Origin of the sequence: Microbacterium sp. SA39, from assembly GCF_000967865.1 — a bacterium.
Classification (GTDB): domain Bacteria; phylum Actinomycetota; class Actinomycetes; order Actinomycetales; family Microbacteriaceae; genus Microbacterium.
The window spans coordinates 215,118-238,914 of the sequence record NZ_JXRU01000035.1 but is presented as its reverse complement, the minus strand read 5'-3'; the positions used below and the strand labels follow the sequence as shown (position 1 = coordinate 238,914).

Below are 23,797 nucleotides of genomic sequence, written 5' to 3'. Positions count from 1 at the left end.
GCCAGCGACGAAGCCCGAGCAGCAACCTACGACACCTGGCTCCATCACTACAATCACCACAGACCCCACACCGGCATCAGCGGCCAAACACCCTCAGACCGCGTTCACAACCTCACGGGGAAGAACACCTAGATCGGCGTTGAGCAGGTCGCGAGCGAGTGACTCGAAATCTATAGGCGAGAGCGACCGAAAGTCGTAGTCCGTCATGCTCATACATTCCCACAAACGGAGGGGGATGAGATCCGAGCGCAGGCGCTAGCGCGAGGTGTTGGTCGCGGCCGCGCTTAGTGCATCATTCCTCTCCTGGATCAGCCCGTCCGCCGCACACGAGGGACCTGATCAGACGCCCAAACAGGCCTGGCGGAACGGCCTAGAACCGCAGCAGACTCCGAATCGCCACGACCGCACCCGCACGCGCCCACTCCGTGAACTCGAACGGCTGCACGTCGAGCGGAACCGGGCGCTCGGTCGGCAGGCGCACAGCCTCGATCGTGCGCATCACCTCGTCGCCGGAGATGTCCATGAGTGCGAGGCCGTCGCCCGTGAGTACCACCTTCTCGGGATCGAGGCCGTTGAGCACCGTGCCGATGAGCACGCCGAGCGCACGTGCCGCGTCGTCGAACGCGCGCTTCGCTGCCGGGTCACCGGCGAGGGCGAGCTCGACCGCGCCCGGGTAGTCGAGGCCCTCGACTCCGACCGCCGTCACGATGCTCGCGCTCGGCAGGTAGGCGCTCGCGCACCCGTGGTGGCCGAGGCCGCAGGGCGGACCGTTCGAGTCGACGATCAGGTGATCGAGCTTCCCCGCGCTTCCGTTGTGCCCGGTCACGACCCTTCCCTCGATGACCAGTCCCGAGCCGATGCCCGCGCCGATCGTGACGAGTGCCAGCGAGTCGCATCCGGCGCCGGCGCCGAACCAGTGCTCCGCGGCGGTGAGCGCGCGCACGTCGTTGTCGGCCGTGACCGGGATGCCGAGCCGCTGCTCGAGAAGCTCGGCCAGCGGCACGTTCTGCCAGCGCAGGAAGAAGGATGCCACGACGATCTGTCGTCCGTCGATCTGCGCGAGGTCACCGGCGAGGCAGATTCCCGCGGCACGGATATCGCCGAACGACTCGGCGAAGCGCTCGTGGATGCGGACGATCTGGTCGACGGTGTCTTCCACGGATGTCGAGACGAGCCGCTCCTCGACCTCGGCCACGCTGCGCGCGCGCAGGTCGGTCACGACCGCGAAGACCGAGTCCCCGGTGAGCTTGATGCCGAGCAGGTGGTGGGTGTCCTCGCGGACGACGAGCATCTCGCTCGGTCGCCCCATCGCGCCGCGAAGCGCGATCTCGTCTTCGGCCACGAGCGAATGCTCCATGAGAATCCGTGAGGCACGTGTCAGGCTTGCTCTGGACACGTTGATGCGCCGGGCGATCTCGGCGCGGGGGAGGGCGCCGTGGATGAGCAGCTCGCGCAGCGCTCCGCGTTCGACGCCGGTCAGATGCGGCCACGCATCGAATGCTGAGCCGCCTCGCGCATCTGCCACCTGTCCTGCTTTCGCTCCATTGACACCCGGATCATATCCCCCGGCGACCCTATCGACTTTGTTACCCAGTGTAATAAAGTAGCAGGCGCAAGACCCCTCCGATTCGGCCCCCGACGCAAGGACGCTCATGGCATTCCGACCCCTGCACGACAACTGGACGCTCACGGCTGTGGAGGGGCCCACCCCCGACGCCGTCCGCGGCGCCTCCATTCCCGCCACCGTTCCCGGCTGCGCGCACACCGATCTGCTGGCGGCCGGCCTCATCGCCGCCGCGTTCGACGGCGACAACGAGTCGGAGCAGCAGTGGATCGGCAGCACGGTCTGGCGATACGAGACCCAGTTCGACTGGCAGGACGACGGGTCCGACCGTCACGACCTCGTGGCCCACGGGCTCGACACGGTCGCCAGCATCGAACTCAACGGTGCAGTCGTCGGCCGTACCGAGAATCAGCACCGCAGCTATCGCTTGGACGTGCGCCCGCACCTCACCGGCGGCGAGAACACGCTCGTGATCACGTTCGCTTCACCCGTCGCCGAGGCCGAGGCGCGCAGCGCTGCCCACGGCCCCAGGCCGCACGTCAACCACCACCCCTACAACGCGCTGCGCAAGACGGCGTCCAACTTCGGCTGGGACTGGGGCATCGACGTCGCCACGAGCGGTATCTGGAAGCCGATCGGTCTCGACAGCTGGTCGGGCGTGCGCATCGTATCGGTCCGTCCCTTGGTCGACCTGATCCAGAACGCCGACGGTGTCGACGGTCGCCTCGACGCGCGCGTCGCGCTGGAATGGGCGGATGCCTCCGACGAGGGCACCTGGGAGGTCTCGGCATCCGTCGCCGGGGTCTCCTCCACGCAGTCGGTCGACCCCGGAACCGCAGAGGTCCGGCTCGAGCTCGATGTCCCTGATGTCGATGTCTGGTGGCCGATCGGCCACGGCGCTCAGCCGCTCTACGACGTCGAGGTCCAGGTGGCGCAGGCATCTGCGTCGGTCGCGCGTTGGTCGTCGCGGGTGGGATTCCGCACCGTGCAGGTCGACACCGCGCCCGACGCCGAGGGCGCGCCCTTCGTGCTGCGCGTCAACGACAAGGTCATCCAGGTGCGCGGCGCGAACTGGATCCCGGACCACGCGTTCCTCACCGAGATCGACGCCGACCGCTACCGCCGCCGCGTCCGCGACGCCTCCGAGGCGAACATGAACCTGCTCCGCGTCTGGGGCGGCGGAATCTACGAGTCCGACGACTTCTACGACGCCTGCGACGAGGCCGGGATCCTGGTGTGGCAGGACTTCCTCTTCGCCTGCGCCGCGTACGCCGAGGAGGAGTGGCTCGCCGTCGAGGTCGAGGCTGAGGCGCGCGAGGCCATCACCCGGCTCAGCCCGCATCCCTCTCTGGTCATCTGGAACGGCAACAACGAGAACATCTGGGGATACAACGACTGGGGCTGGCAGGAACGGCTCGAGGGCCGCACCTGGGGACTCGGCTACTACCTGACCCTCCTGCCGGGACTCGTCGCCGAGCTCGACCCGAGCCGCTTCTACTCACCCGCGAGCCCGTACTCGTTCGACGAGGCGCTGCATCCGAACGACGCCGCACACGGCACGATGCACATCTGGGATGTCTGGAACACCGTCGACTACTCCGTGTACCGCAGCCACCGCCCGCGGTTCGTCTCGGAGTTCGGCTTCCAGGGGCCCCCGGCATGGTCGACGCTGGTCGACGTCGTGCACGACGTGCCCCTCGAGCCCTACGGTGCGCAGATGCTCGTGCACCAGAAGGCGAACGACGGCAACCTGAAGCTCGAGCGCGGCATGCAGGGGCATCTGCCCGAGCCCCGCTCGATCGACGAGTGGCACTGGGCGACGCAGCTCAACCAGGCCGCCGCCGTGCGGTTCGGCATCGAGCACTTCCGCTCGCTCTCGCCGAGCAACACCGGCGCGATCGTCTGGCAGCTCAACGACAACTGGCCCGTCGTGTCGTGGGCGGCCGTCGACTTCGCCGAGCACCGCAAGCCCCTCTGGTTCGCGCTGCGCGACGTCTACGAGCCTCGGCTCGCGACATTCCAGCCGCGCGACGAGGGCCTGGCGCTCATCGTGCTCAACGACACCGACGAGGCGTGGGCCGGCGACATCCAACTGCAGCGGACGCTCTTCGACGGCACCGTGCTGGCGGATGCCGTCGTGCCGGCATCCGTCCCCGTCCGGGGAGAGACGAGCGTGACGATCCCGGCAGAGCTCGCCGCCTTCGGCGACAGCTCCCGCGAGATCCTCACCGCGACGCTCGACGGGTTCGCCACGGTGATCCACAATCCGGTGGAGGTCGTGGACCAGGCGCTCGACCCGGACCCGGTCGTGGCGGAGATCCGAGAAGCGGATGCCGAGAACGGCGTCGTGCTCGTCGAGGTCACGGCGCGCAGCTACGCCCGCGACATCACTCTTCTCGTGGACCGCTTCGACGTCGATGCCCGCGTCGACCGCGGCATGGTGACGCTGCTCGCGGGGGAGCGCGCGGTGTTCCGAGTGGAGACCCGCTCCGGACTCGATCGCGACGGTCTCCTCGCGCCGACCGTGCTGCGGCACGCGAACTCCCTGCTCCGGGATCGCGTTGCTGCCGACGATCAGGTAGCAGCGGTGGCGCGCGGATGATCAGCCTTCCGACGCCGTCGATCATCCCCCTGCGTGGCGGGCCCGCCGCACGCTGGGGGGTGCTCGGACCGGGCGGGATCGCCGAGGACTGGGTGAGCACGGTGCATCGGCACACCGACCAGCGCGTGGTCGCTGTCGCATCGCGGTCGGCGGATCGCTCCCGGGCATTCGCCTCTCGACACGGCATCCCGCGTCACTACGAGGGGTACGACGCTCTGCTGCACGACCCCGACGTGGACGTGGTGTACATCGCCGCGCCGCATGCGCAGCACCATCCGCTGGCCCTCGCGACCATCGCGGCAGGCAAGCACGTCCTCATCGAGAAGCCCATCGCGCTCAACACCGCACAGGCGGAGGAGATCGCGAACGCGGCGCGCGCCGCCGGCGTGTTCGCGATGGAGGCGATGTGGTCGCGGTTCCTGCCGCAATCGCATCTCATCGCCCAGCTGCTGGCGGACGGGGAACTCGGTGACGTGCGACTCGCCACCGCGCACCTCGGCTGGCAATGGCAGTACGACCCCGCTGACCGGAACTTCGACCCGGCAGCCGGCGGCGGGGTGATGATCGACGCCGGGGTCTACAGCCTCTGGTTCGCTCATTCTGTGCTCGGCGCCGCGACCACGATCACCGCCCGAGGGGCGCTGGCCCCCACCGGCGTCGAGACCGAGGCGGTCATCCTCCTCGAGAACGAGCGCGGAGCGCATGCGGCGGTGAGCGCGTCCAGCACGACCACGACGCCTGGCCTTGCTGCCGTGTACGGGTCGGCGGGAAGCGTGCACTTCGAGAGGAGCTTCGTCTTCCCCGCCCAGCTGCGCATCGCCGTCGGCGGCGACGAGATCCACTGGCGCGACGACAGCGGTCTGGTCGGGCGAGACGGGCTGGCCTGGCAGGCGGCAGCCGTCGCGTCATACCTCGCCGAGGGCAGGACGCAGTCGCCGCTGCACTCCCTCGACGATTCCCTCGCGGTGATGCGCGCCCTCGACGAGGTGAAGCGCCAGATCGGCAGTCTGTGAGCGGCGCCGAGGTCGATCAGACGGGCTGAACGACCTCGGCGCCCCTCACGTGTCAGCGGCGCGTGAGGTGCAGCACGATCGCCTGCGTCGGCCACAGCGGCGGGATCTGCAGGCCGACCGTGCCGAGGAACGAGCCCGTCAGAGCGACGGTGCCACTCGAGAGCCACGCGGGCGTCGCGAAGCCGTGCCGCGAGGCGCCGATCTCGTCCCGCACCCGCACGTCGTAGATCGCGTCCTCGCCCAGGCCGTGCAGCCGGATCCGCTCTGGAAGCGAGTCCTCGAGGGTCGCCACGCTCGCGATCGTGAACACGGCCTCCGAGCGGTCGGCCGCGACGGCGCCGACGACGCGGAGCGCAGGGTCGCGGACGTCGGCGTGCACGGCCGTCCCGGTGTGGATCACCGACCGGACCTCTTTGTAGAGCGCGGCCCAGCGCGTGATCACCTCGAGCTCTTCGGGCGTGCACTCCGCGATGTTCCACTCGAAGCCCGCCGAGCCCATCAGGCTTGTCGCGAGCCGGAACGACAGGGGCGTCGTGCGCCCGGAGGAGTGCGCCGTCGTCGGACCCACGTGACCGCCCACGAGCTCCGGGGCGAGCAGCAGCTGCGTCCACCGCTGGATGTCCTGGCGTTCGATCGGGTCGTTGGAGTCGCTCGCCCAGACCCGGTCGGCGACCTCGAGGATGCCGAGGTCGCTGCGCGCCCCGCCGGACGAGCAGGACTCGATCTCCAGGCGCGGATGCCGGGACTTGAGCTCCGCCATCAGCCGATACACCGCGCGGGTCTGGGCGTGCGTGCCGGGGCGGCCGTCGTGCACCGCCTCGACCAGATCGCGGTTGTGGTCCCACTTGATGAAGTCGATGCCGAGCTCGGTCACCAGGGCGTCCAGGCGGCCCAGGATGTACGCGTAGGCGTCTTCGCGCGCGATGTCGAGCACGTACTGGGTGCGCCATGACAGGTGCGCGGGCGTCGGCAGATGATCCGCGGGATGCAGGAGCCATTCCGGATGCCGGCGCGCAAGGTCGGAATCGAGATTGATCATCTCCGGCTCGAACCACAGGCCGAACTCCATGCCGAGTTCGTGCACGCGGTCGGCCAGCGGACCGAGCCCGTCGGGCCAGACCGCGCGGTCGACGAACCAATCGCCGAGCCCCCGGATATCGCTGCGGCGGCCGAGGAACCAGCCGTCATCGAGCACGAATCTCTCGACGCCGACCTTCGCGGCGAGCTCTGCCAGCGTCAGGAGGAAGGCGGGATCGTGATCGAAGTACACGGCCTCCCAGGTGTTCAGCACGAGCGGCCGCGGGGAACGTGGATGGTTCGGACGTGCTCGCTCGAACCGGTGGAACCGCTCGGACAGCCCGTCGAGACCCGCTCCCGACCACGCGAAGTAGGCGGTGGGCGTCGCGTACGACTCGCCGGCACCGAGCACGATCTCGCCCGTGCGAAGCAGCTCGCCGGCGCCGAGGACGTCGACGGAGTCCGGCATCCGGTCGTTGCGATAGGTGCAGTCGGCGCTCCAGCCGAGGTGCACGGCCCAGAGTTCGCCGCTGCGGTCGCGGGGTGGGTCGATCGACACGATGGAGAGCGTCGGGGCGTCGTGTCCGCCGCGTCCGCGCCTGGTCTGTCGCGTGGTCGCCCCGCGGGGGATCGTGCTCGTCGTCGGCACCTTCTCGCGCGTCCATCGTCCGGCGAACGTGGTCAGGTGGTCGACGGCCTTCGGGGTCGGGAGGGTGGCCTCGAGCCACTCGATCGTGAGGTCTCCGGCATCGTCTGCCGTGCGCGTGACGGTGTGCGTCACGGTGACGATGCCGCCCGTCTCGATGGTGACGGCGGAGTCCACCCGCAATCCGTTGACGACGTCGTCGGCGACGACCGAGAACCGGCGACCATCGGGATCGGTCGCGCAGGCGACGTGCGCCCAGCGCGGGTGCACGGGGATGCCGCCGACGCTCGCGCTCAGTCCGGGGCGCCCGCCCCAGCCCTCCCCTTCGAGAGGTAGCAGGGACACCTGCCAGGCGGCGTCGAGCGTGCCAGCGGCATCCTGTCGGCTCAGCGCGGCGGTGATCTCCGCGGGGTCGAGGTCGGCGAGGTCGCCGAGATCGGCACCCCAGAACAGCACCTGCGGCATGGACGCCGGGGCGCCCTGCCCCTGCGGATCCGTCGCGGTGTCGATGACGAGTGACACTCCGTCGCCGCGCAGGTGCGCGAGTCGGGAGCGGGGTGGAGGATGCGCGGCCTCATCGCCGCGGACATCCGAAATTACGAGATCAGTCATGGTGCCCTCTCGGACGGGATCCGTCCGGTCGATTCCTGGAAGTGCTTGACGGACTTAGTTTACCTACGTAACAATGAGGGCGGTAGATGGAGATTCCTTCCACTCACACAGTCGGCGCGGACACCTCTCGGTTGACGCGCCTGGGAAAGGACGATGATGTTCCTCAGCACGAAGCGCCCCCGCGCCGGCATCCGGATGGCCCTGGCAGGAGCCTCGGCCGCCGTTGCCACCACCCTGCTGCTCGCCGGCTGCGCGCCGGCATCCGGCGGTTCCGCCTCCGGATCGGCGGACACCCTGATCGCCTACACGGGTCAGTCCGGCGACTATCAGATCAACTTCAACCCGTACTCGCCGTCGCAGATCGGCGGGATCGGGACCATCTTCGAGTCGCTGTTCTTCGTCACCAACGTCAACACCGACGCGTACACCCCGCTGCTCGGCACCGAGTACACCTGGAACGAAGACGGCACGCAGCTCTCCGTCACTCTGCGCGAAGGCGTGAAGTGGTCGGACGGCGAGGACTTCACCGCTGACGACGTGGCGTTCACGTTCCAGATGCTCCTGGACACGCCGTCGCTCAACAACGGCGGCTTCGACGGGACCGTCGAGGCGACGGACGACATGAACGTCGTGTTCACCTGGGACCTCCCCGCGTTCGTGAGCGGCCCGACCCTGCTCGGCCGCACCCCGATCGTGCCCGAGCACATCTGGTCCGAGACCGACCCCACGACCGATGTGATGGAGACGCCGATCGGCACGGGCCCGTACACGCTCGACAACTTCAAGCCGCAGGCCTTCACTCTCGCGGCCAACGAGGACTACTGGGACGGCGCGCCCGCGGTGAAGGCGATCCGCTACCTCTCGCTGTCCGGCAACACCGCCGGTGTCGACGCGCTGAAGGCCGGAACGATCGACTGGCAGACGGGCCCGGTGCCCGACATCGAGAACGTGTCCACGACCTACCCCGGCTACGACGCGATCACCATCCCGCAGAACCAGGTCGCCCTGCTCACCTGCTCGAGCGCCGCGCTCGGCTGCACGGGACCGCAGACCGATCCGGCCGTGCGCCAGGCCGTCTACGTCGCGCTGAACCGCGACCAGGTCAACTCGCTCGCTTTCCAGAACACGGCCAGCGAGATCTCGCCGACGTTCGCGCTCACCACGACGCAGGAGGACCTGATCTCGTCCGCTGTCGCCGAGCCGGTCGCCCCCAGCGGCGCCGACCCCGACAAGGCGGCCGAGATCCTCGAGGGCGCCGGCTGGTCGAAGGGCTCGGACGGCATCTACGAGAAGGGTGGCGAGACGCTCTCCCTCACGGTCGAGGTCGTGACCGGATGGACCGACTACATCACCGCGATCGACACGATGGCACAGCAGCTCAAGGCCGCGGGCATCGACCTGCGCGTCTCGCAGTCGTCGTGGAACGAGTGGACCGACAAGAAGGGCAAGGGAACGTACCAGCTCGCGATCGACTCGCTCGGTCAGGGGGCCGCGTCCGATCCGTACTACCTCTACGACAAGTACTTCAACACCGCCTTCACCGCGAAGGTCGGCGAGGTCGCACCCCAGAACGTCGCGCGCTTCAGCGACCCCGAGGTCGATGCCGCGCTCGAGGTGCTCAAGTCCACGAACCCGGAGGACACCGCGGCACGTCAGGTGCAGTTCGACATCATCCAGGAGAAGATCGTCGCCGCGATGCCGTACATCCCCGTCCTGACGGGTGGCACGACCAGCGAGTTCAACGTCGACAAGTTCACCGGATGGCCGACGCAGGACGACCTCTACGCGTTCCCGGCGGTCTGGGCATCGCCCGACAACGCGCAGATCTTCAAGTCGCTGAAGCCGACGGGGGAGTGATCGTGATCGCCACCGAGAAGGAGAGCGTCGAGCGGGCTGAGCGGGTGCAGGGAAGGACGTCGTGAGCTATTTCGTCCGAAAGGTGGGGTTCTACATCATCGCCCTCTGGGCGGCGCTGACCCTCAACTTCCTGATTCCCCGGCTGCTGCCGGGAAACCCCGTCGACATCCTGCTGGCCAAGCTGCAGCAACGGGGCGGCATCGTCACCCCGGACACGCGCAAGGCCTATGAGCTCCTTCTCGGTGGCGATTCCTCGGAACCGCTGCTGGTGCAGTACTGGAACTACCTGATCAACATCTTCCGAGGCGACCTGGGCGTCTCGGTCAGCTACTTCCCGACACCCGTCATCGAGGTGATCAACACCTCGCTTCCCTGGACCATCGTGCTCGTCGGAGTGTCCACGGTCATCGCCACCGTCATCGGGGTGGTGCTCGGGGCCATCGTCGGCTGGAAGCCGGGAACCTGGCTCGACTCGCTGATCCCCGCGACCACGCTGCTCGCCGCCGTCCCGTACTTCTGGCTGGCGCTGCTGCTGGTCTACTTCTTCGCCTCGACGCTCAAGATGTTCCCCTCGCAGGGCGGGTACGACGTGGTCCTGGACCCCGGGTTCTCCTGGGAGTTCATCGCCTCGGCGATCCAGTACGGATTCCTCCCCGCGCTGACCATCGTGATCGCCTCGGTCGGCGGGTGGCTCCTCGGGATGCGCAACATGATGGTCTCGACCCTCTCCGAGGACTACATCCTCACCGCCCAGGCGAAGGGGCTCACCCCCGGGCGCATCCTGCGCCACTACGCGGCGCGCAACGCGGTGCTGCCGTCGATCGCCGGTTTCGCGATCTCCCTCGGCTTCGTGGTGTCGGGCTCGATCGTGACCGAGCAGGTCTTCTCGTATCCGGGGATCGGGTCGAAGCTCCTCACGGCCGTCACCAACAACGACTACGCGCTGATGCAGGGCCTGTTCCTGTTCATCACCCTCGCGGTCCTCGTCGCCAACCTCATCGTCGATCTGTTCTACGGGCTCATCGATCCCCGCACGCGGGTGAACGCGTGATGCCGGCGGCGATGATGTCGACGCCCATCCGCGTGCTGCTCTTCCCGGAAGGACTCAGCCGATGACGAATCTCGCTCCCCGCACCGAGCCCAACGTCCCCGATGCGACCATGGCGCTCGCGACCGCGGCGGCCGAACGCGGCAGGAAGCCGCGCTCGCCGTGGCGGATGATGCTCCCGACCATGACGCCGTGGCTGGCGTTCGGTCTTCTGCTCGTCGGCGGCATCACGCTGTTCGGCATCATCGGTCCCCTCCTCGTGCAGGATCCGACGACCATCCGCGATTCCGGTCTCCAGCCGCCCAGTGCCGAGCACATCCTCGGCACGACCCAGACGGGGCAGGACGTGTTCGCGCAGCTGGCGTACGCGACAGCGGGCTCGCTGCAGATCGGCCTGATCGTCGGCGTGCTCGCCACGATCCTCTCCGCATTCTTCGGCATCCTGGGGGCGTACATCGGCGGGTTCGCCGACGAGGCGTTCTCACTCTTCTCGAACGTCTTCCTCGTGATCCCCGGTCTGCCGCTGGTCATCGTGATCTCGGGCTTCGTGCCGCAGGCGCAGCGCGGCCTCTGGACGATCGCGGTCGTCCTCGCGATCACCGGCTGGGCGGCATCCAGTCGCGTGCTGCGTGCGCAGACCCTGTCGATCCGCAACCGCGACTACGTCGCGGCATCCCGGGTCGCCGGCGAGCGGGCGGGCCGCGTGATCGCGGTCGAGATCCTGCCGAACCTGCTGCCGGTGCTCGCCTCGCAGTTCGTGTTCGCCGTGATCGCGGCGATCCTCGGCGAAGCGGGGCTGTCGTTCCTCGGCCTCGGCGCCTCGAACTCCTCGACGCTCGGCACCATGCTGTTCTACGCGCAGAACGGTTTCGCGCTCTCGCTGGGTGCGTGGTGGTGGTTCGTCCCGCCGGGCCTCATCATCGCGCTGTTCGGCATGGGGCTGTCGCTCATCAACTTCTCGATCGACGAGATCATCAACCCCAAGCTCAAGAATGTCCGGCTGCACCGCAAGCGCGCGAGGGCAGCCGCCAGTCTCGAGCGCGCTCGCGTGACCCGCGAGAGGAAGGCCACGGCATGACGATCTCGGAGGAGACCCGCACGCGCACAGGTTCCGACCGGCCCGCGGTGATCAGCATCGAGGACCTGTCGGTCGTCTACGAGGTCGATCACCCCGTGACGGCGGTGAAGAACGCCTCGTTCACTCTCGCTCCCGGCGAGATCCTCGGCCTCGCCGGGGAGTCGGGCTGCGGCAAGACGACACTCGCGTATGCGATCAACCGGCTGCACAAGCCGCCGGCGCGCATCGCGTCGGGCAGCATCACCTTCCACGACCGCGACGGCAGCGATCTCGATCTGCTGGCCCTCGAGGAGGACCAGCTCCGGGCCTTCCGCTGGACGAAGCTGTCGATGGTGTTCCAGGGCGCGATGAACGCGCTGAACCCCGTGACGACGGTGAGTGCGCAGCTGCAGGACGTGCTGCTGACCCACCGCCCCGAGATGTCGAAGCGCGAGCGCATCCAGCGCGCGGGCGACGTGCTCGAGCGCGTCGGGGTGGAACGGCGTCGTCTGCACTCCTACCCGCACGAGCTCTCCGGAGGCATGCGGCAGCGCGTGATGATCGCGATGGCGATGCTGCTCGAGCCCCAGGTCATGATCATGGACGAGCCGACCACCGCCCTGGATGTCGTCGTGCAGCGCGACATCCTGCGCGAGATCGTCCGGCTGAGGGACGAGCTCGACTTCGCGGTCATCTTCATCACGCACGACCTCCCGCTGCTGCTGGAGATCAGTGACCGCATCGCCATCATGCTGCGGGGCGAGATCGTCGAGCTCGGGACTGCCGATCGCATCTACCGCGAGCCCGAGCACGAGTACACCAAGCAGCTGCTGTCGTCGTTCCCGAGCCTCAGCGGATCGCGCGGCGCATTCATCCGAACCGGGGCAGACGAGGGGCAGGGAGAGCGCTCATGACCACGATCCGGGTGTCTGATCTGACGAAGGACTACACGATCAGGAAGGGACTGCACCGCGCGGCGTTCCGCGCGGTGGACGGGGTCTCGTTCGACCTCGTGCCCGGACGGACGATCGCTCTCGTCGGAGAGTCGGGGTCGGGCAAGTCCACGATCGCACGGATGCTGGCGAGGCTCGAGAAGCCGACGTCGGGGCGGATCGACGTCACGCTCGACGACGGCACGCCGATGCCGCGTTCGCTCTATCGACGGCACGTGCAGATGGTGTTCCAGGATCCGTTCGCGTCGCTGAACCCGTTCCACAGCATCGAGCATCATGTCGCGCGGCCCATCCGGATCCACCGTCGCGCGTCCGGCACGTCGGCGGTGCACGAGAAGGTGCTGAACATGCTGGAGCGGGTGAACCTCACTCCGGCGGAGGATGTCGCGATGCGTCGTCCGCACGAGCTGTCCGGAGGGCAGCGCCAGCGCGTGGCCATCGCCCGCGCGCTCGCGCCCGGCGCCGAGGTGCTGATCGCCGACGAGCCGGTGTCGATGCTCGACGTGTCGATCCGTCTCGGCGTGCTCAACCTGCTCGGACGGCTGCAGCGCGAGGACAACCTGGCACTGCTGTACATCACACACGACCTCGCGACCGCCCGGCACTTCTCCGACGAGATCCTCGTGCTGTACCACGGCCGGGTGGTGGAGCGCGGCCCCGCCGACGACGTCATCCTCAACCCGCAGCACGACTACACCCGCCTGCTCGCGATCGCCGCGCCCGACCCGGAGAAGATCGGGAAGGTCGTGTCGAGCGAGGCCGCCCCCGACCGCTCGACCCTCGACAACTCGATCTGCTACAACCACTTCACGCAGTCCTGGGAGAGCTCGGACCGGGAACCGGCACGTGCCTGAGGTGCTCGGCCGGCCCGTCGACGACGCCCTCGTCTGGGGCGACGACGCGCTCGAACTCGTGTTCGTGATCGGACCGGATGCGCCGGTGTCGCTGGTCGGGCTGGGGGCTCCGGACACGTCGGGGGTGGGAGCCGCGGTGCTGGCGCCTTCTCTCCGGCAACCGCTCGTCGAGATCTCGGCCTTCGGACACGGACGGTTCCCCGGCAGCTTCCGGCACGTCGACACGATCATCGGCTCCCGGCTCCGTTACGAGTCCCACGACATCGATGAGCGGATGCTGCGCCTGCGGCAGCGGGACGACGAGACGGGGCTCGCGGTCACGAGCGTCTTCGAGCTGACGGCCGGTGTCGCCGGCATCCGCACGTGGACAGAGGTCGTCCTCGACGGGGATGGTCACGAGGCCGGGATCACCCTCGACTTCGTCTCGACCTTCGTCACCGGCGCGTTCCTCACCGCCGCGCCCGACGTCGACGGCTTCCTGCTGGCCTCGGCCGCGAACGACTGGGTGGCGGAGAGCCGCTGGTCGACGCGCTCGCTGCGGGAGAGCGGGCTCGCGCGCATCGATCGTGATCTGCAGCACCAGCCGCCGCGGAGCCGGATACAGGTCGCCAACCGCGGATCCTGGTCGAGTGGTGAGCAGGTGCCGACCGCGGTGCTGCTCGCCCGCACCGGCGACTACGCCCTCGCCTGGCAGGTCGAGCACAACGGGCCCTGGGGCTATGAGCTCGGCGAGACCCGGCACGGCGCCTATCTGCTGCTCACCGGCCCGACCGATCAGGGCAACCAGTGGAGCGTGCGGCTGCGGCCGGGCGAATCGTTCACGAGCGTGCCGGCGTCGGTCGTGGTCGCGGCGGGCGGGGTGGATGATGTCCTCGCTTCGATGACGTCGCAGCGGCGTGCCCTCCGCCACGTGCGGGCGGTGGATCGGCGACTGCCGATCGTGTTCAACGACTACATGAACACGCTCATGGGCGACCCGACCACCGAGAAGCTGCTTCCCCTGATCGACGCGGCGGCTGAGGCCGGTGCCGACATCTTCTGCATCGACGCGGGGTGGTACGCGGAGGGCAGCTGGTGGGACTCGGTCGGCGAATGGAAGCCGGCCGCGCGGCGCTTCCCCGGAGGCATCGAGGAGGTCATCGACCGGATCCGCTCGCACGGGATGGTCGCCGGCCTCTGGCTCGAGCCCGAGGTCATCGGCGTGCGCTCGCCGCTGGCTCTCGCGTCATCGGGGAGGGCGCTTCCCGAGTCGGCGTTCTTCTCCCGCGGCGGGGTGCGCCTCGCCGAGCACGGCCGCCATCTGCTCGATCTGCGCGATCCGGCGGCGCGTGCGCATGTCGACGGGGTCGTCGACCGGCTGGTCGCGGACTACGGCATCGGCTTCATCAAGATGGACGACAACACCATGACCGGACCGGGTACGGATGCCGGTGGCCTCGCTCCCGGCGCCGGACTCCTCGAGCACAACCGCGCCCTCCTCGACGTGATCGACGGCTGGCAGGCGCGGCATCCGGAGCTGCTCATCGAGAGCTGCGCTTCGGGGGCGATGCGCATCGATCAGGCGATGCTGACGCGGCTGCACCTGCAGTCCACCTCCGACCAGCAGGACCCGGTGATGTACGCGACGATCGCGGCCGCGGCGCCCGCGGCGATGCTCCCTGAGCAGGCCGGCAACTGGGCGTACCCGGTGGCCGGCAGCACGCGCGAGGAGATGGTGTTCGCGCTGGTGAACGGCATCCTCGGCCGGCTGTACTTGTCGGGCTACCTCAATCGCATGGCCGACGAGGAGCGCGCGCTCGTCCGCGACGCACTGGAGGCGCACCGGGTCGTGCTGCGCACGATCGAGCGGGCGCTGCCGTTCTGGCCGCTGGGTCTGCCCGCGTGGGAGGACTCGTGGGTCGCGCTCGGCCTGCGTGATCCCGCGGGCGAATCCGCGTTCCTGAGCCTGTGGCGTCGTCCTGGGGCATCCGACACGGTGATGATCCCGCTGCCGTCCCTGCGCGGTGCGCAGATCGAGGTCGAGGCGTTCTTCCCCGATGCCGCCGACGGCTGGTCCTGGCGATGGGATGCGGCGGCAGGAGAGCTCGCCGTCACCGTCGAGGTACCGGCGCCCACGGCGCGCGTGCTCCGCGTGACGCGGACATCAGCCACCCCTTCCCCCGAGAGGACCCCCGATGACCAGCAGCACCGAGACCCCGACTGACGTCCCTCGCCGGATCGTCGAGTGGCCGACCGACGGTCTCTCCTTCGGCGGCGACTACAGCCCCGAGCAGTGGTCGTGGGATGTCGTGCTCGAAGACATGGAGCTGATGCGCGAGGCGGGGGTCAACCTCGTCACGCTCGGGGTGTTCTCCTGGGTCGTGCACGAGCCGCGCGAGGGCGTCTTCGACTTCTCGTGGCTGGACCGGATGCTCGACCTGCTGCACGAGAACGGAATCGCCGTCGACCTCGCGACACCGACCGCGGCCGTGCCGATGTGGCTGCACCGCCTCCACCCGGAGATACTGCCGCAGGACATCCACGGGCATCCGCTCGCACCCGGCGGCCGGCTCGGCTGGTGCCCGTCCTCCCCGGTGTTCCGGAAGTACGCGGTGCGGATCGTGGAGCGCCTCGCCGAGCACGTGGCCGGACACCCGGCCGTGCTGATGTGGCACGTGAGCAACGAGCTCGGCGGCGGCAACGCGCGCTGCCACTGCCCGGTCTCGAACGAGCGGTTCCGGGAGTGGGTCGCGGCGAAGTACGTCACGGTCGACGCGCTGAACGCGGCTTGGGGCATGTCGTTCTGGGGCAACAGCTACTCGTCGTTCGAGGAGGTGACGACCCCGTGGGGCGTGACCGCGCACAATCCGGGGCACCTGCTCGACTATGAGCGCTTCTCATCGGACGAGCTGCTCGCCCAGTACCGCGCCGAGAAGGAGGCGCTGCAGCGGTTCACGCCGGAGCTCCCCATCACCACGAACTTCATGGTCGGTCTCGGCCCCGACGTGGTCGACTACACCCGGTGGGCCGACGAGATGGACATCGTGGCGAACGACCACTACACGTTCGGCCCCGATCCGCTCAAGCATCAGGACCTCGCGTTCAGCGGCGACCGCATGCGCGGCATGTCCGGGGGTCGGCCCTGGATGCTCATGGAGCACGCGACCGGCGCGTCGAGCTGGCATCCGATCAATCAGCCGAAGGCGCCGGGCGAGATCAGCCGGCACGCGCTCGCGCACATCGCCCGCGGCTCCAACAGCGCGATGTTCTTCCAGTGGCGCGCCTCGAAGTCGGGGACCGAGCAGTTCCACTCCGCGATGCTGCCCCACGCGGGCAGGGACACCCGGGTGTTCCGCGATGTCGTCGCACTGGGCTCGCAGATGGCCGCGCTCGCCGAGGTGCTCGACACGGTGGTCGCGCCCGCGGAGGTCGCCCTGCTCCACGACAACGAAGCGGGCTGGGCGCTGCGGTCGGGCCTCAAGCCCGCCAACAACCTCCGCTACGCCGACACCGCGCGGGCCGTGCACCACGCGCTGTTCGAGCGTGCGGTGACGACGGATGTCGTGGCGCCGTGGTCTCCGCTGGGGGACTACCGGCTCGTGATCGTTCCCGGGCTGTTCCTCGTGTCGGAGGAGAACGCCCGGGCCGTGCACGAGTACGTCGAGGCAGGTGGCACCGTGCTCGTGACCTGGTTCTCCGGGATCGTCGACGAGGCGAACACCGTGCACATCGGCGGGTATCCCGGAGCGTTCCGCACCTTGCTCGGGGTGACGAGCGAGGAGTTCTTCCCGCTCGAGACCGAGCGGTCCTTCGCCCTGGACAACGGCTGGACCGGCCGTCGTTGGTCGGAGCGGCTGCGGCATCCCCAGCCGGAGGACGACGTCGAGATCGTCGCGGCCTACGCCGATGGCCCGCTCGCCAGGCACCCCGCGCTCACCCGGCGGAACGTCGGCGCCGGGACGGCGTGGTACCTCTCGACCGATCTCGACGAGGCCGGTCTGGGTGAACTCGTCGAGCGCCTGCTCGACGAGGCCTCGGTCGCGCCGGCGGCCGTCGTCTCACGCGGCGTCGAGGCGGTGCGTCGATCATCGGCCGACGCCTCATACCTCTTCCTCATCAACCACACCGACGAGGACGGCTGGGCGGATGCCTCGGGCACAGACCTGCTGACGGGCGCCGCGCACGAGGGTCGGGTGCCGCTTCCGGCCGGTGCGGTCGCGGTCATCCGGGAGTAGGGCGCCCTACCCGTGCCATCAGCATGCGATGGATCACACGGCGGGAAGATTCCCGCAGCTCATCCAAACGGTCCGGACACTGTGCGATCGCCCATCTGACGACGTCCATGGCCCCCAGTACCGCGAGTTCCCGGAGCACGGGTCTCGCGATCTCAGGATCGATTCCGGCGCCGCGGAGCACTTCGGCCCAGGCGTCCGCAGAGACGGGTGATTGCGGGTCCTCCATCACATGCCACCGGTGCAGCACATCGAGGTCGCCCCACGGGACCGGTCCTGCATGCGCGGCTCCCCAGTCGATGACGGCATACCGATCGCCGGAGACGACATTGCGCGTCGACAGGTCGCCATGGATGAGGCCTTGGGGCAGCGCGCGGTTCAGGTGCGAAGCGAGCATCGCGCGGATGGTGTCCTGATCGCTTCGCTCGTACACCCCGAGCTCAATCAACGGGTCGTCGTCGGTGAGCTCTGCGAGGTTGTAGACCACATGTGCGCGCCACGCGGCATCGAGGTCACGCCCGAAACGAGAGAACAACTCGGCCGGCGCACTCGTCGTGTCGACTGTGGAGAGCGCCCGCAGCCAGGTCCCGACTGCATGCCAGGCTTCCAGGTCATCCGGAGAGGCCGTCGAGCCGGCGATGTACTCCACCACCAGGTAGGACGTGTCGGCGGCCCATCCGCGAGCGACGACGGCGGAGGTGTGGATGCCGGCATCCGCTGCGGCCTCCAACGCCCAGACCTCGATGTCGAAGGGGTCGACCGCCTGCGAAGGATCCCGCGCGAACCGAACCACCACGTCGCGGGTCTCGCTCTGGACCCGCGCGACGACGTTCTGATTGCCTCCGGGAAGCATCGTCACGGTGCGTGCGGTAATTCCTGACGTCGCGGCGATGAGTTCGACGCGATCTGCCTCGTTCACCGCTCCAGTGTATGGTCGCGTGCCGCTTCCGGACGGCGTCTCCCGTCAGTCCGCCGCCGGTTGCCGTTCCACTTCGAGCACCAGCGCCTGACCCGGCCCGAGCAGAGGCAGACGGATGCCGCGCTGCGCGAGAGCCGCGCCCGTCAGCACCAGGTGCCCTCGGTCCAGCCACGGCGGCGGGGTGGGTTCGATCGCCCGCGGCATCCGCAGCTCCGGCACCGGTCGCACGCGGTACTGCGCCTCCGGGTCGAGGTCGACGAGGCGGAGCCGGGTCAGCGCGTGGCCAGGCCGACGAGCGCGGCGATGAGTCCCGCGTCCACCAGGATCACGATCGCGATGATGTGGACGACCTTGCCGACGACCAGCATCGGGAGGTCGGGTCCGTCGTAGTCGGCGGCACTGAACATGAGGCCGCGGGCGGGAAAGCTCCAGCGGATGCGGAATCCGATACGCCGCAGGTCGTGCGACGGTGTGCGGAAGGTCTGACCGCGCTGCTCCTGCGACGACTTCCACGCCGCCTGCACCGCGTACCAGGTGATCACGAAGAACGGCATCGCGAGGGAGATGGCCCAGGCGATGAGCGCCACGCCGATCAGGACGCCCATCCCGGCGCCGAGCTCGCGCATGAGGAAGATGCCGAGAGCGCTGAGTCCCACCGCCGCCGGAACCAGCACGACGCCCCACCCCCAGCCGGGATGAGCGTCACCCGTCTGCGGCCGATCCACGTGTCCTGCGTCTTGCCATGTCATGTCGTCCCCCGGCTCACCACCCTGGACGTCGTCGAAGGGTTGACAGAGCATCCGAATCCTGAATAGATAGGTGAATGCCTAACTATTTGGAGGACGTCGACGCCGTGCTACGCGCGCTCGCGGATCCGACGCGTCGGGCTGTGGTGGAGCGCCTGTCGAAGTCGCCGGCCGTGGTGTCGGAACTGCTGCGCCCTCTGTCGATGGCTCTGCCGTCGCTGCTTCAGCACCTGCGCATCCTCGAAGACGCGGGTGTGGTCACGTCGAGCAAGCAGGGGCGCGTCCGCACCGTGACCCTGCGCCCCGGCGCGCTCGACGTGCTGCACCTCTGGCTCGACCAGCAGCGCACCCCGGCCGAGCGCCAGGCCGACCGGCTCGGCATCCACCTTTCCCGCTCATCTTTTGGAGATCTGACATGACTCGCGTTCGCATCGACCTGTTCTCGTCGCTCGACGGCTTCACCGCGGCGCCCGATCCGACCTCAGACAACCCGATGGGCGACGACTGGGGTCCACTGACCGCCGCGTATGCCGAAACGCGGACGTTCCGGGAGAAGGTGTTCGGCGACACCAGTGGTGCCGGCACGACCGGCCTGGACGACGCCCACGCGCGCGCGTTCTTCGACGGCGTCGGCGCGGAGATCATGGGCGCCGCGATGTTCGGGCTGCACGCCCATCCCGAAGACGGGTGGGCGGGCTGGTGGGGCGACGAGCCGCCCTTCGGCTGCCCGGTCTACGTGCTGACGAGCTCCGCACCCCGTGCGGAGATTTCGATGGCAGGAGGCACGACCTTCCACTTCCGCAGCGGCGCCATCGAGGAAGTCCTCGACGAGGCGACGGTTGCGGCAGGCGGGCTCGACGTGCGCGTCGGCGGCGGCATCCGCACTGCTCAGGAGTTCCTGCGCGCCGGGCTCGTCGACGACCTGCACGTGCAGGTCGCGCCGATCATCCTCGGCCGAGGGAACAGCGTGTGGGAAGGTCTGCGCGGTCTGGAGCACACGCACGCCGTGAAGTCCGAGGTGTCGGAGAGCGGCACGATCCACGTCACCTTCACCCGGAAGGCCTGAGCCATGACCACCGAACGCCGACTCGCGCACTCGAGCTTCACGCTCACCCGCGAATACCCCGCACCCGTCGCGCACGTCTGGCGCGCGTTCGCCGAGGAGGAGCGCAAGCGCGAGTGGTTCGGCGACGGCGACTCGTTCGATCGCACGGCCTGGGCCTTCGACTTCCGCGTCGGCGGCCGCGACGTCGACGAGGCCCGGTTCCACGGCGGCCCGCTCTCGCGGTACGAAGGCGTCTACGCCGACATCCTCGAACACGAACGCATCGTCACGACCTACGACATGTGGCTCGACGGCACGCACATGTCGACCTCGATCACGTCGTTTGAATTCGAGGCCGCGGCGGAGGGCACCCGGCTCACCCAGGTGGAGCAGGGCGTGTTCTTCGACCAGTTCTGGGCCGATGCGCCGCAGCGCGAAGAGGGCATGCGCGGGCTGCTCGAGGAACTCGGGCGGCATCTCGACTGAAGTGTCTGCCGCAGAGCGCGGTCAGATCGCGTCGGTCACGGCGCCCCTGGTGACGCGCTCGCCGCCCCATCGCCGGTCCCGAGCCGGAACAGCGGCACGAAGTCCGGGTCGACGATCGCCGGTCGCGTCAGGCTGAAGGCAGAGATGTCGTGCTCGGTGCGGCCGACCGTGAGCAGATCGGCGAGGATCCGTCCGACCAGGCTCGCGAACTTCCCCGCGTGCCCTGCGCCGTTGAACACGGCGACGTGAGGGTGCCCCGGCAGGGTGTCGAGCACGAAGTCGCGGTCGGCGGGCATGTCGTACACGCAGGTCTTGCTCATCAGCAGCGGTCCATCGGCACCCGGCAGGTGCGCACGGAGGAACGCGCGGAGCCGCTCCGGCTCGTCGTCGTCCGGGACGAACGACCGCTCCGAGGGTGAGATGAAATGGCCGCGCATGTCGCGCGCGAGCTTGATCGCCGCCTCGCCGTAGACCGGAAATCCGTAGTGCACCTCGTCGCTGTGGTGGATCCAGATCGGGAACCGTTCGGGGGTGAAGTCCGAGAGGTTCTGGGAGGAGAAGTACCCCACCTGCTCCTGGCTCAGGGTGAGCGCGAACGACAGGCCGAGGTCTGGCATCAGGTCTCCGAGCCACGATCCCGCGGCGACGACGAGATGCCCGCCGTCGAACGACCCCTCCGAGGTCGACACGGTGACCCCATCGGCATCGACGCGCACGCCCGTCACGACGACACCGGAGCGGAACTCGACGCCGGCGGTCTTCGCGAGCGACACATGGGCGGACACGGATCGGCGGATGTCGAGAATGCCGGCATCCGCTTGATGGATCCCGATCGTGTCGTCCGAGACGTTCCACTGCGGATACTGGCCGCGGATGTCGTCGATCGTCAGTTCGTCGTAGGGGATGCCGGCGGCATCCATCGCCCGACGGTAGTCGTCGATCTCCGCCGCGCCGGAGCTGTCCGCGACCGCGAGGTCGATGCCTCCGGTCGGCGTGTAGATCTTCAGCCCCGAGCGCTCCTCGACCTCGGCCCACGCGGCGAACATCGCGTCGGTGAGCTTCGTGTAGTCGTCGCGATGGTAGGCCCGACGGATGATCCGGGAGTGGTCGCCGGACGATCCGAGAGCATGGCCGAGCTCGAACTGCTCGAGCACGAGGACCCGCTCTGCGCCCGCCTGCGTCAGCCAGTAGGCGGCGGCGGATCCGATGGCTCCCGCGCCGATGACGATGTGCGAGTAGCCCTGGTTCATGCCGTTCCGTCCTTCCGTCGATCGTCGAGGCGGGTTGTCGCGAACGATCCGATGAAGCGCTCGGCCGCGGCATCCACTTCCGCGGACGGGCTCAACAGTCGCTGCAGCAGCAGACCGCGTATGCAGGCGATGGCGATGAGGCTCTGCTGCACCGCCTCCGCTTCCGACAGTCCCTCGCGTCGAGCTGCCGCCTCGAGAAGGCGGGTGAGGTCGTCGAGGTCGGCGACGAAACCGTCGAAGGCGCCGCGCTCGTACACCGCCAGGCCGATGAGGTGGAAGAAGGCGCGGGTGCGCTCCTCGTGGCCGGTGTTGGCGTAGAAGCCCCAGATGGCACGCAGCATGTCGACGAAGCAGAGGTCGTCGCCGGTCGCCGCGATGACGAGGTTGTCACGACGGCGCGCCTCCGACAGCACGGCGCTCAGCAGACCCGGTCGTGACCCGAAGTGGTAGGTCAGGAGCGTGTGATGCACGCCGAGGCGCTCGGCCACCTGGCGCATCGACAGGTTCGGACTCGGCCCCGTCTCGCCGAATTCGTCGAACAGCGCCTGCAGGAGGCGTGCCTTCCCCTCACCGACCGATGCTCGCATGCTGCCTCCGTTGACACCTTCACCACTGTTGAGTACGTTATCGTACAACGAATTCACCACTGTTGAGGACAGAGCCGTTCTCCGGAAGGGAGGCTCCATGACCGAGATCTGGTTCGCCGGCGGCATCGTCGCGGATGGAACCGGTATCGAGCCTTTCGCCGCAGACGTATGCGTCGAGGACGGCGTCATCACGAGGATCGGAACCGCGCCTGCCGGGGCAGTGACCGTCGACCTCGACGGCATGCTCCTGACCCCCGGGCTGATCGACGCTCACGTCCACTTCGGACTCTCGAGCCCCATCCGTGCCCAGTTCGGGTTCCAGCTGTCGGCGGCCGAGATCGCCGCTGACATCTTCACCACCGCGAGCCGCACCCTCGACGCCGGCTTCACCACGGTGCGCGACACAGGCGGCATCGACGGCGGGATCGTCGACGTCATCGCGAAGGGCAAGGTGCGCGGGCCGCGTGTGCTGTCGTGCGGCCCCGTGCAGTGCCAGACCGGCGGACACGGATACTACGGCGCGGCGTGGGAGCCGACGGAACTGTGGGAGACGCACCACATCCCCGGCCTCGCCGCTCTGTCGCTCATGTCGGGCAATGCCGACGAGCTGCGACGCAACGTGCGGGAATCGTTCCGCCGTGGTGCCACCTTTCTGAAGCTGTGCGTCACGGGCGGTGTCGTGGGAGGCCATGATCGCCTGGACGACACGCAGTTCACGACCGCGGAGATCGCGGTCGCGGTGGAGGAGGCCGCGGCGCGGGGAACCTACGTGACCGTGCATGCGCACAACAACGCTGGCATCCGCAACGCCGTGCGAGCGGGTGTGCGATGCGTGGAGCACGGCACCGACATCGACGAACCGACCGCGCAGCTCATGCGCGAGCATGACGTCGCGCTCGTCCCCACCTTCGCGGTGATCGAACAGGTCCTCGACCCCGACAGCTCGCTCGACGTCGATCCCTCGGCGCGCGAGCGCATCGCCGGCACCCGGCGGCGCATGGTCGAAGCGCTCCGGATATCGCGCGAGGCCGGCGTGCGGATCGGGCTCGGCTCCGACCTCCTCGGTTCCGGCCAGCACCGCCGCGGCGAGGAGCTGCGGCTGCGCGCCGAGTTGGAGTCGCCCATGCAGGCGCTCGTCTCGGCCACCAGTGTCAACGCCGACATCCTCGGCATCGGCGACACCGTCGGAATGCTCCGCGCGGGCATGGCCGCCGACCTGGTCGCCTGGAAGCGGAATCCGCTCGAAGACGCCCGCATCTTCGCCGATCCGGACATGGCCGCCTTCGTCGTGAAGGCCGGCCGCATCATGAAGGGAGACACCCAGTGAGCA

At 68.8% G+C, this 23,797-nt stretch carries 21 protein-coding genes; 14 read left to right on the top strand and 7 right to left on the bottom strand.

What is annotated here, in order from left to right; all coding sequences use genetic code 11:
* Window positions 1-132 (top strand): integrase core domain-containing protein (locus RS85_RS19280; RefSeq protein ID WP_152642353.1); only part of this gene is annotated, 132 nt, incomplete at its 5' end.
* Between the two features lie 238 nt (window positions 133-370).
* Here the strand turns inward: RS85_RS19280 and RS85_RS12315 are convergent.
* Window positions 371-1,525, bottom strand: a complete 1,155-nt coding sequence (locus RS85_RS12315) for an ROK family transcriptional regulator (RefSeq protein ID WP_235282427.1) — start codon at window positions 1,523-1,525, stop codon at window positions 371-373.
* Between the two features lie 127 nt (window positions 1,526-1,652).
* Here RS85_RS12315 and RS85_RS12310 point away from each other — a divergent pair, with 127 nt between their 5' ends.
* Complete coding sequence (locus RS85_RS12310; RefSeq protein WP_046013727.1) at window positions 1,653-4,166, top strand: glycoside hydrolase family 2 protein; 2,514 nt, start codon at window positions 1,653-1,655, stop codon at window positions 4,164-4,166.
* The gene (locus RS85_RS12305) at window positions 4,163-5,179 is read left to right on the top strand and encodes a Gfo/Idh/MocA family protein (RefSeq protein WP_046013726.1); all 1,017 of its coding nucleotides are present in this window, start codon (window positions 4,163-4,165) and stop codon (window positions 5,177-5,179) included. Before RS85_RS12310 ends, RS85_RS12305 begins: the two co-directional genes overlap by 4 nt.
* A gap of 52 nt (window positions 5,180-5,231) precedes the next feature.
* Here the strand turns inward: RS85_RS12305 and RS85_RS12300 are convergent, their stop codons facing one another.
* Entirely contained in the window at window positions 5,232-7,454 is a 2,223-nt protein-coding gene (locus RS85_RS12300) for an alpha-galactosidase (RefSeq protein ID WP_082087606.1), read from the bottom strand.
* Between the two features lie 156 nt (window positions 7,455-7,610).
* Between RS85_RS12300 and RS85_RS12295 the strand changes: the two genes are divergently transcribed.
* From RS85_RS12295 to RS85_RS12265, 7 genes are all read left to right on the top strand, one after another.
* Window positions 7,611-9,311 carry an ABC transporter substrate-binding protein gene (locus RS85_RS12295; RefSeq protein WP_046013761.1) on the top strand — a complete coding sequence of 567 codons (1,701 nt, stop codon included), beginning with the start codon at window positions 7,611-7,613 and terminating at the stop codon, window positions 9,309-9,311.
* A 61-nt stretch (window positions 9,312-9,372) separates the two neighbouring features.
* Entirely contained in the window at window positions 9,373-10,362 is a 990-nt protein-coding gene (locus tag RS85_RS12290; protein WP_046013725.1) for an ABC transporter permease, read from the top strand.
* A gap of 61 nt (window positions 10,363-10,423) precedes the next feature.
* Complete coding sequence (locus RS85_RS12285) at window positions 10,424-11,437, top strand: ABC transporter permease (protein ID WP_046013724.1); 1,014 nt, start codon at window positions 10,424-10,426, stop codon at window positions 11,435-11,437.
* Window positions 11,434-12,330, top strand: coding sequence for an ABC transporter ATP-binding protein (locus RS85_RS12280; RefSeq protein ID WP_046013723.1), 897 nt, complete (start codon window positions 11,434-11,436; stop codon window positions 12,328-12,330). The genes RS85_RS12285 and RS85_RS12280 overlap by 4 nt, the downstream gene beginning before the upstream one ends.
* Window positions 12,327-13,223 (top strand): ABC transporter ATP-binding protein, encoded by an 897-nt coding sequence (locus tag RS85_RS12275; RefSeq protein WP_046013722.1) that lies wholly within the window; start codon window positions 12,327-12,329, stop codon window positions 13,221-13,223. Before RS85_RS12280 ends, RS85_RS12275 begins: the two co-directional genes overlap by 4 nt.
* Window positions 13,216-15,426, top strand: coding sequence for a glycoside hydrolase family 36 protein (locus tag RS85_RS12270; RefSeq protein WP_052703549.1), 2,211 nt, complete (start codon window positions 13,216-13,218; stop codon window positions 15,424-15,426). Before RS85_RS12275 ends, RS85_RS12270 begins: the two co-directional genes overlap by 8 nt.
* Entirely contained in the window at window positions 15,398-17,437 is a 2,040-nt protein-coding gene (locus RS85_RS12265) for a beta-galactosidase (RefSeq protein WP_046013721.1), read from the top strand. Before RS85_RS12270 ends, RS85_RS12265 begins: the two co-directional genes overlap by 29 nt.
* On the opposite strand, the gene RS85_RS12260 is transcribed toward RS85_RS12265, so the two are convergent.
* From RS85_RS12260 to RS85_RS20055, 3 genes are read right to left on the bottom strand one after another with little or no spacing between them, the layout of a single operon-like run.
* A complete protein-coding gene (locus RS85_RS12260; RefSeq protein WP_046013720.1) occupies window positions 17,424-18,353 on the bottom strand; it encodes a phosphotransferase family protein in 930 nt (309 codons plus the stop codon). The genes RS85_RS12265 and RS85_RS12260 overlap by 14 nt on opposite strands.
* A 45-nt stretch (window positions 18,354-18,398) precedes the next feature.
* Complete coding sequence (locus RS85_RS20060; protein WP_235282429.1) at window positions 18,399-18,629, bottom strand: GH36 C-terminal domain-containing protein; 231 nt, start codon at window positions 18,627-18,629, stop codon at window positions 18,399-18,401.
* The gene (locus RS85_RS20055; RefSeq protein WP_235282430.1) at window positions 18,626-19,102 is read right to left on the bottom strand and encodes a hypothetical protein; all 477 of its coding nucleotides are present in this window, start codon (window positions 19,100-19,102) and stop codon (window positions 18,626-18,628) included. The genes RS85_RS20060 and RS85_RS20055 overlap by 4 nt, the downstream gene beginning before the upstream one ends.
* A 74-nt stretch (window positions 19,103-19,176) precedes the next feature.
* Here RS85_RS20055 and RS85_RS12245 point away from each other — a divergent pair, with 74 nt between their 5' ends.
* Genes RS85_RS12245 through RS85_RS12235 form a run of 3 tightly spaced genes read left to right on the top strand, consistent with a single transcriptional unit; the run spans window position 19,177 to window position 20,630 of the window.
* On the top strand, window positions 19,177-19,518 hold the full coding sequence (locus RS85_RS12245) for an ArsR/SmtB family transcription factor (RefSeq protein ID WP_046013717.1): 342 nt from the start codon (window positions 19,177-19,179) through the stop codon (window positions 19,516-19,518).
* Complete coding sequence (locus tag RS85_RS12240; protein ID WP_046013716.1) at window positions 19,515-20,165, top strand: dihydrofolate reductase family protein; 651 nt, start codon at window positions 19,515-19,517, stop codon at window positions 20,163-20,165. Before RS85_RS12245 ends, RS85_RS12240 begins: the two co-directional genes overlap by 4 nt.
* A 3-nt stretch (window positions 20,166-20,168) precedes the next feature.
* Window positions 20,169-20,630 (top strand): SRPBCC domain-containing protein, encoded by a 462-nt coding sequence (locus RS85_RS12235; RefSeq protein WP_046013715.1) that lies wholly within the window; start codon window positions 20,169-20,171, stop codon window positions 20,628-20,630.
* A gap of 35 nt (window positions 20,631-20,665) precedes the next feature.
* On the opposite strand, the gene solA is transcribed toward RS85_RS12235, so the two are convergent.
* Both solA and RS85_RS12225 read right to left on the bottom strand, forming a co-directional pair.
* On the bottom strand, window positions 20,666-21,880 hold the full coding sequence (solA, locus tag RS85_RS12230; RefSeq protein ID WP_046013714.1) for an N-methyl-L-tryptophan oxidase: 1,215 nt from the start codon (window positions 21,878-21,880) through the stop codon (window positions 20,666-20,668).
* On the bottom strand, window positions 21,877-22,467 hold the full coding sequence (locus tag RS85_RS12225; RefSeq protein ID WP_046013713.1) for a TetR/AcrR family transcriptional regulator: 591 nt from the start codon (window positions 22,465-22,467) through the stop codon (window positions 21,877-21,879). The genes solA and RS85_RS12225 overlap by 4 nt, the downstream gene beginning before the upstream one ends.
* Before the next feature lie 97 nt (window positions 22,468-22,564).
* Here RS85_RS12225 and RS85_RS12220 point away from each other — a divergent pair, with 97 nt between their 5' ends.
* Window positions 22,565-23,794 (top strand): metal-dependent hydrolase family protein, encoded by a 1,230-nt coding sequence (locus RS85_RS12220; protein ID WP_046013712.1) that lies wholly within the window; start codon window positions 22,565-22,567, stop codon window positions 23,792-23,794.
* Window positions 23,795-23,797 lie beyond the last annotated feature (3 nt).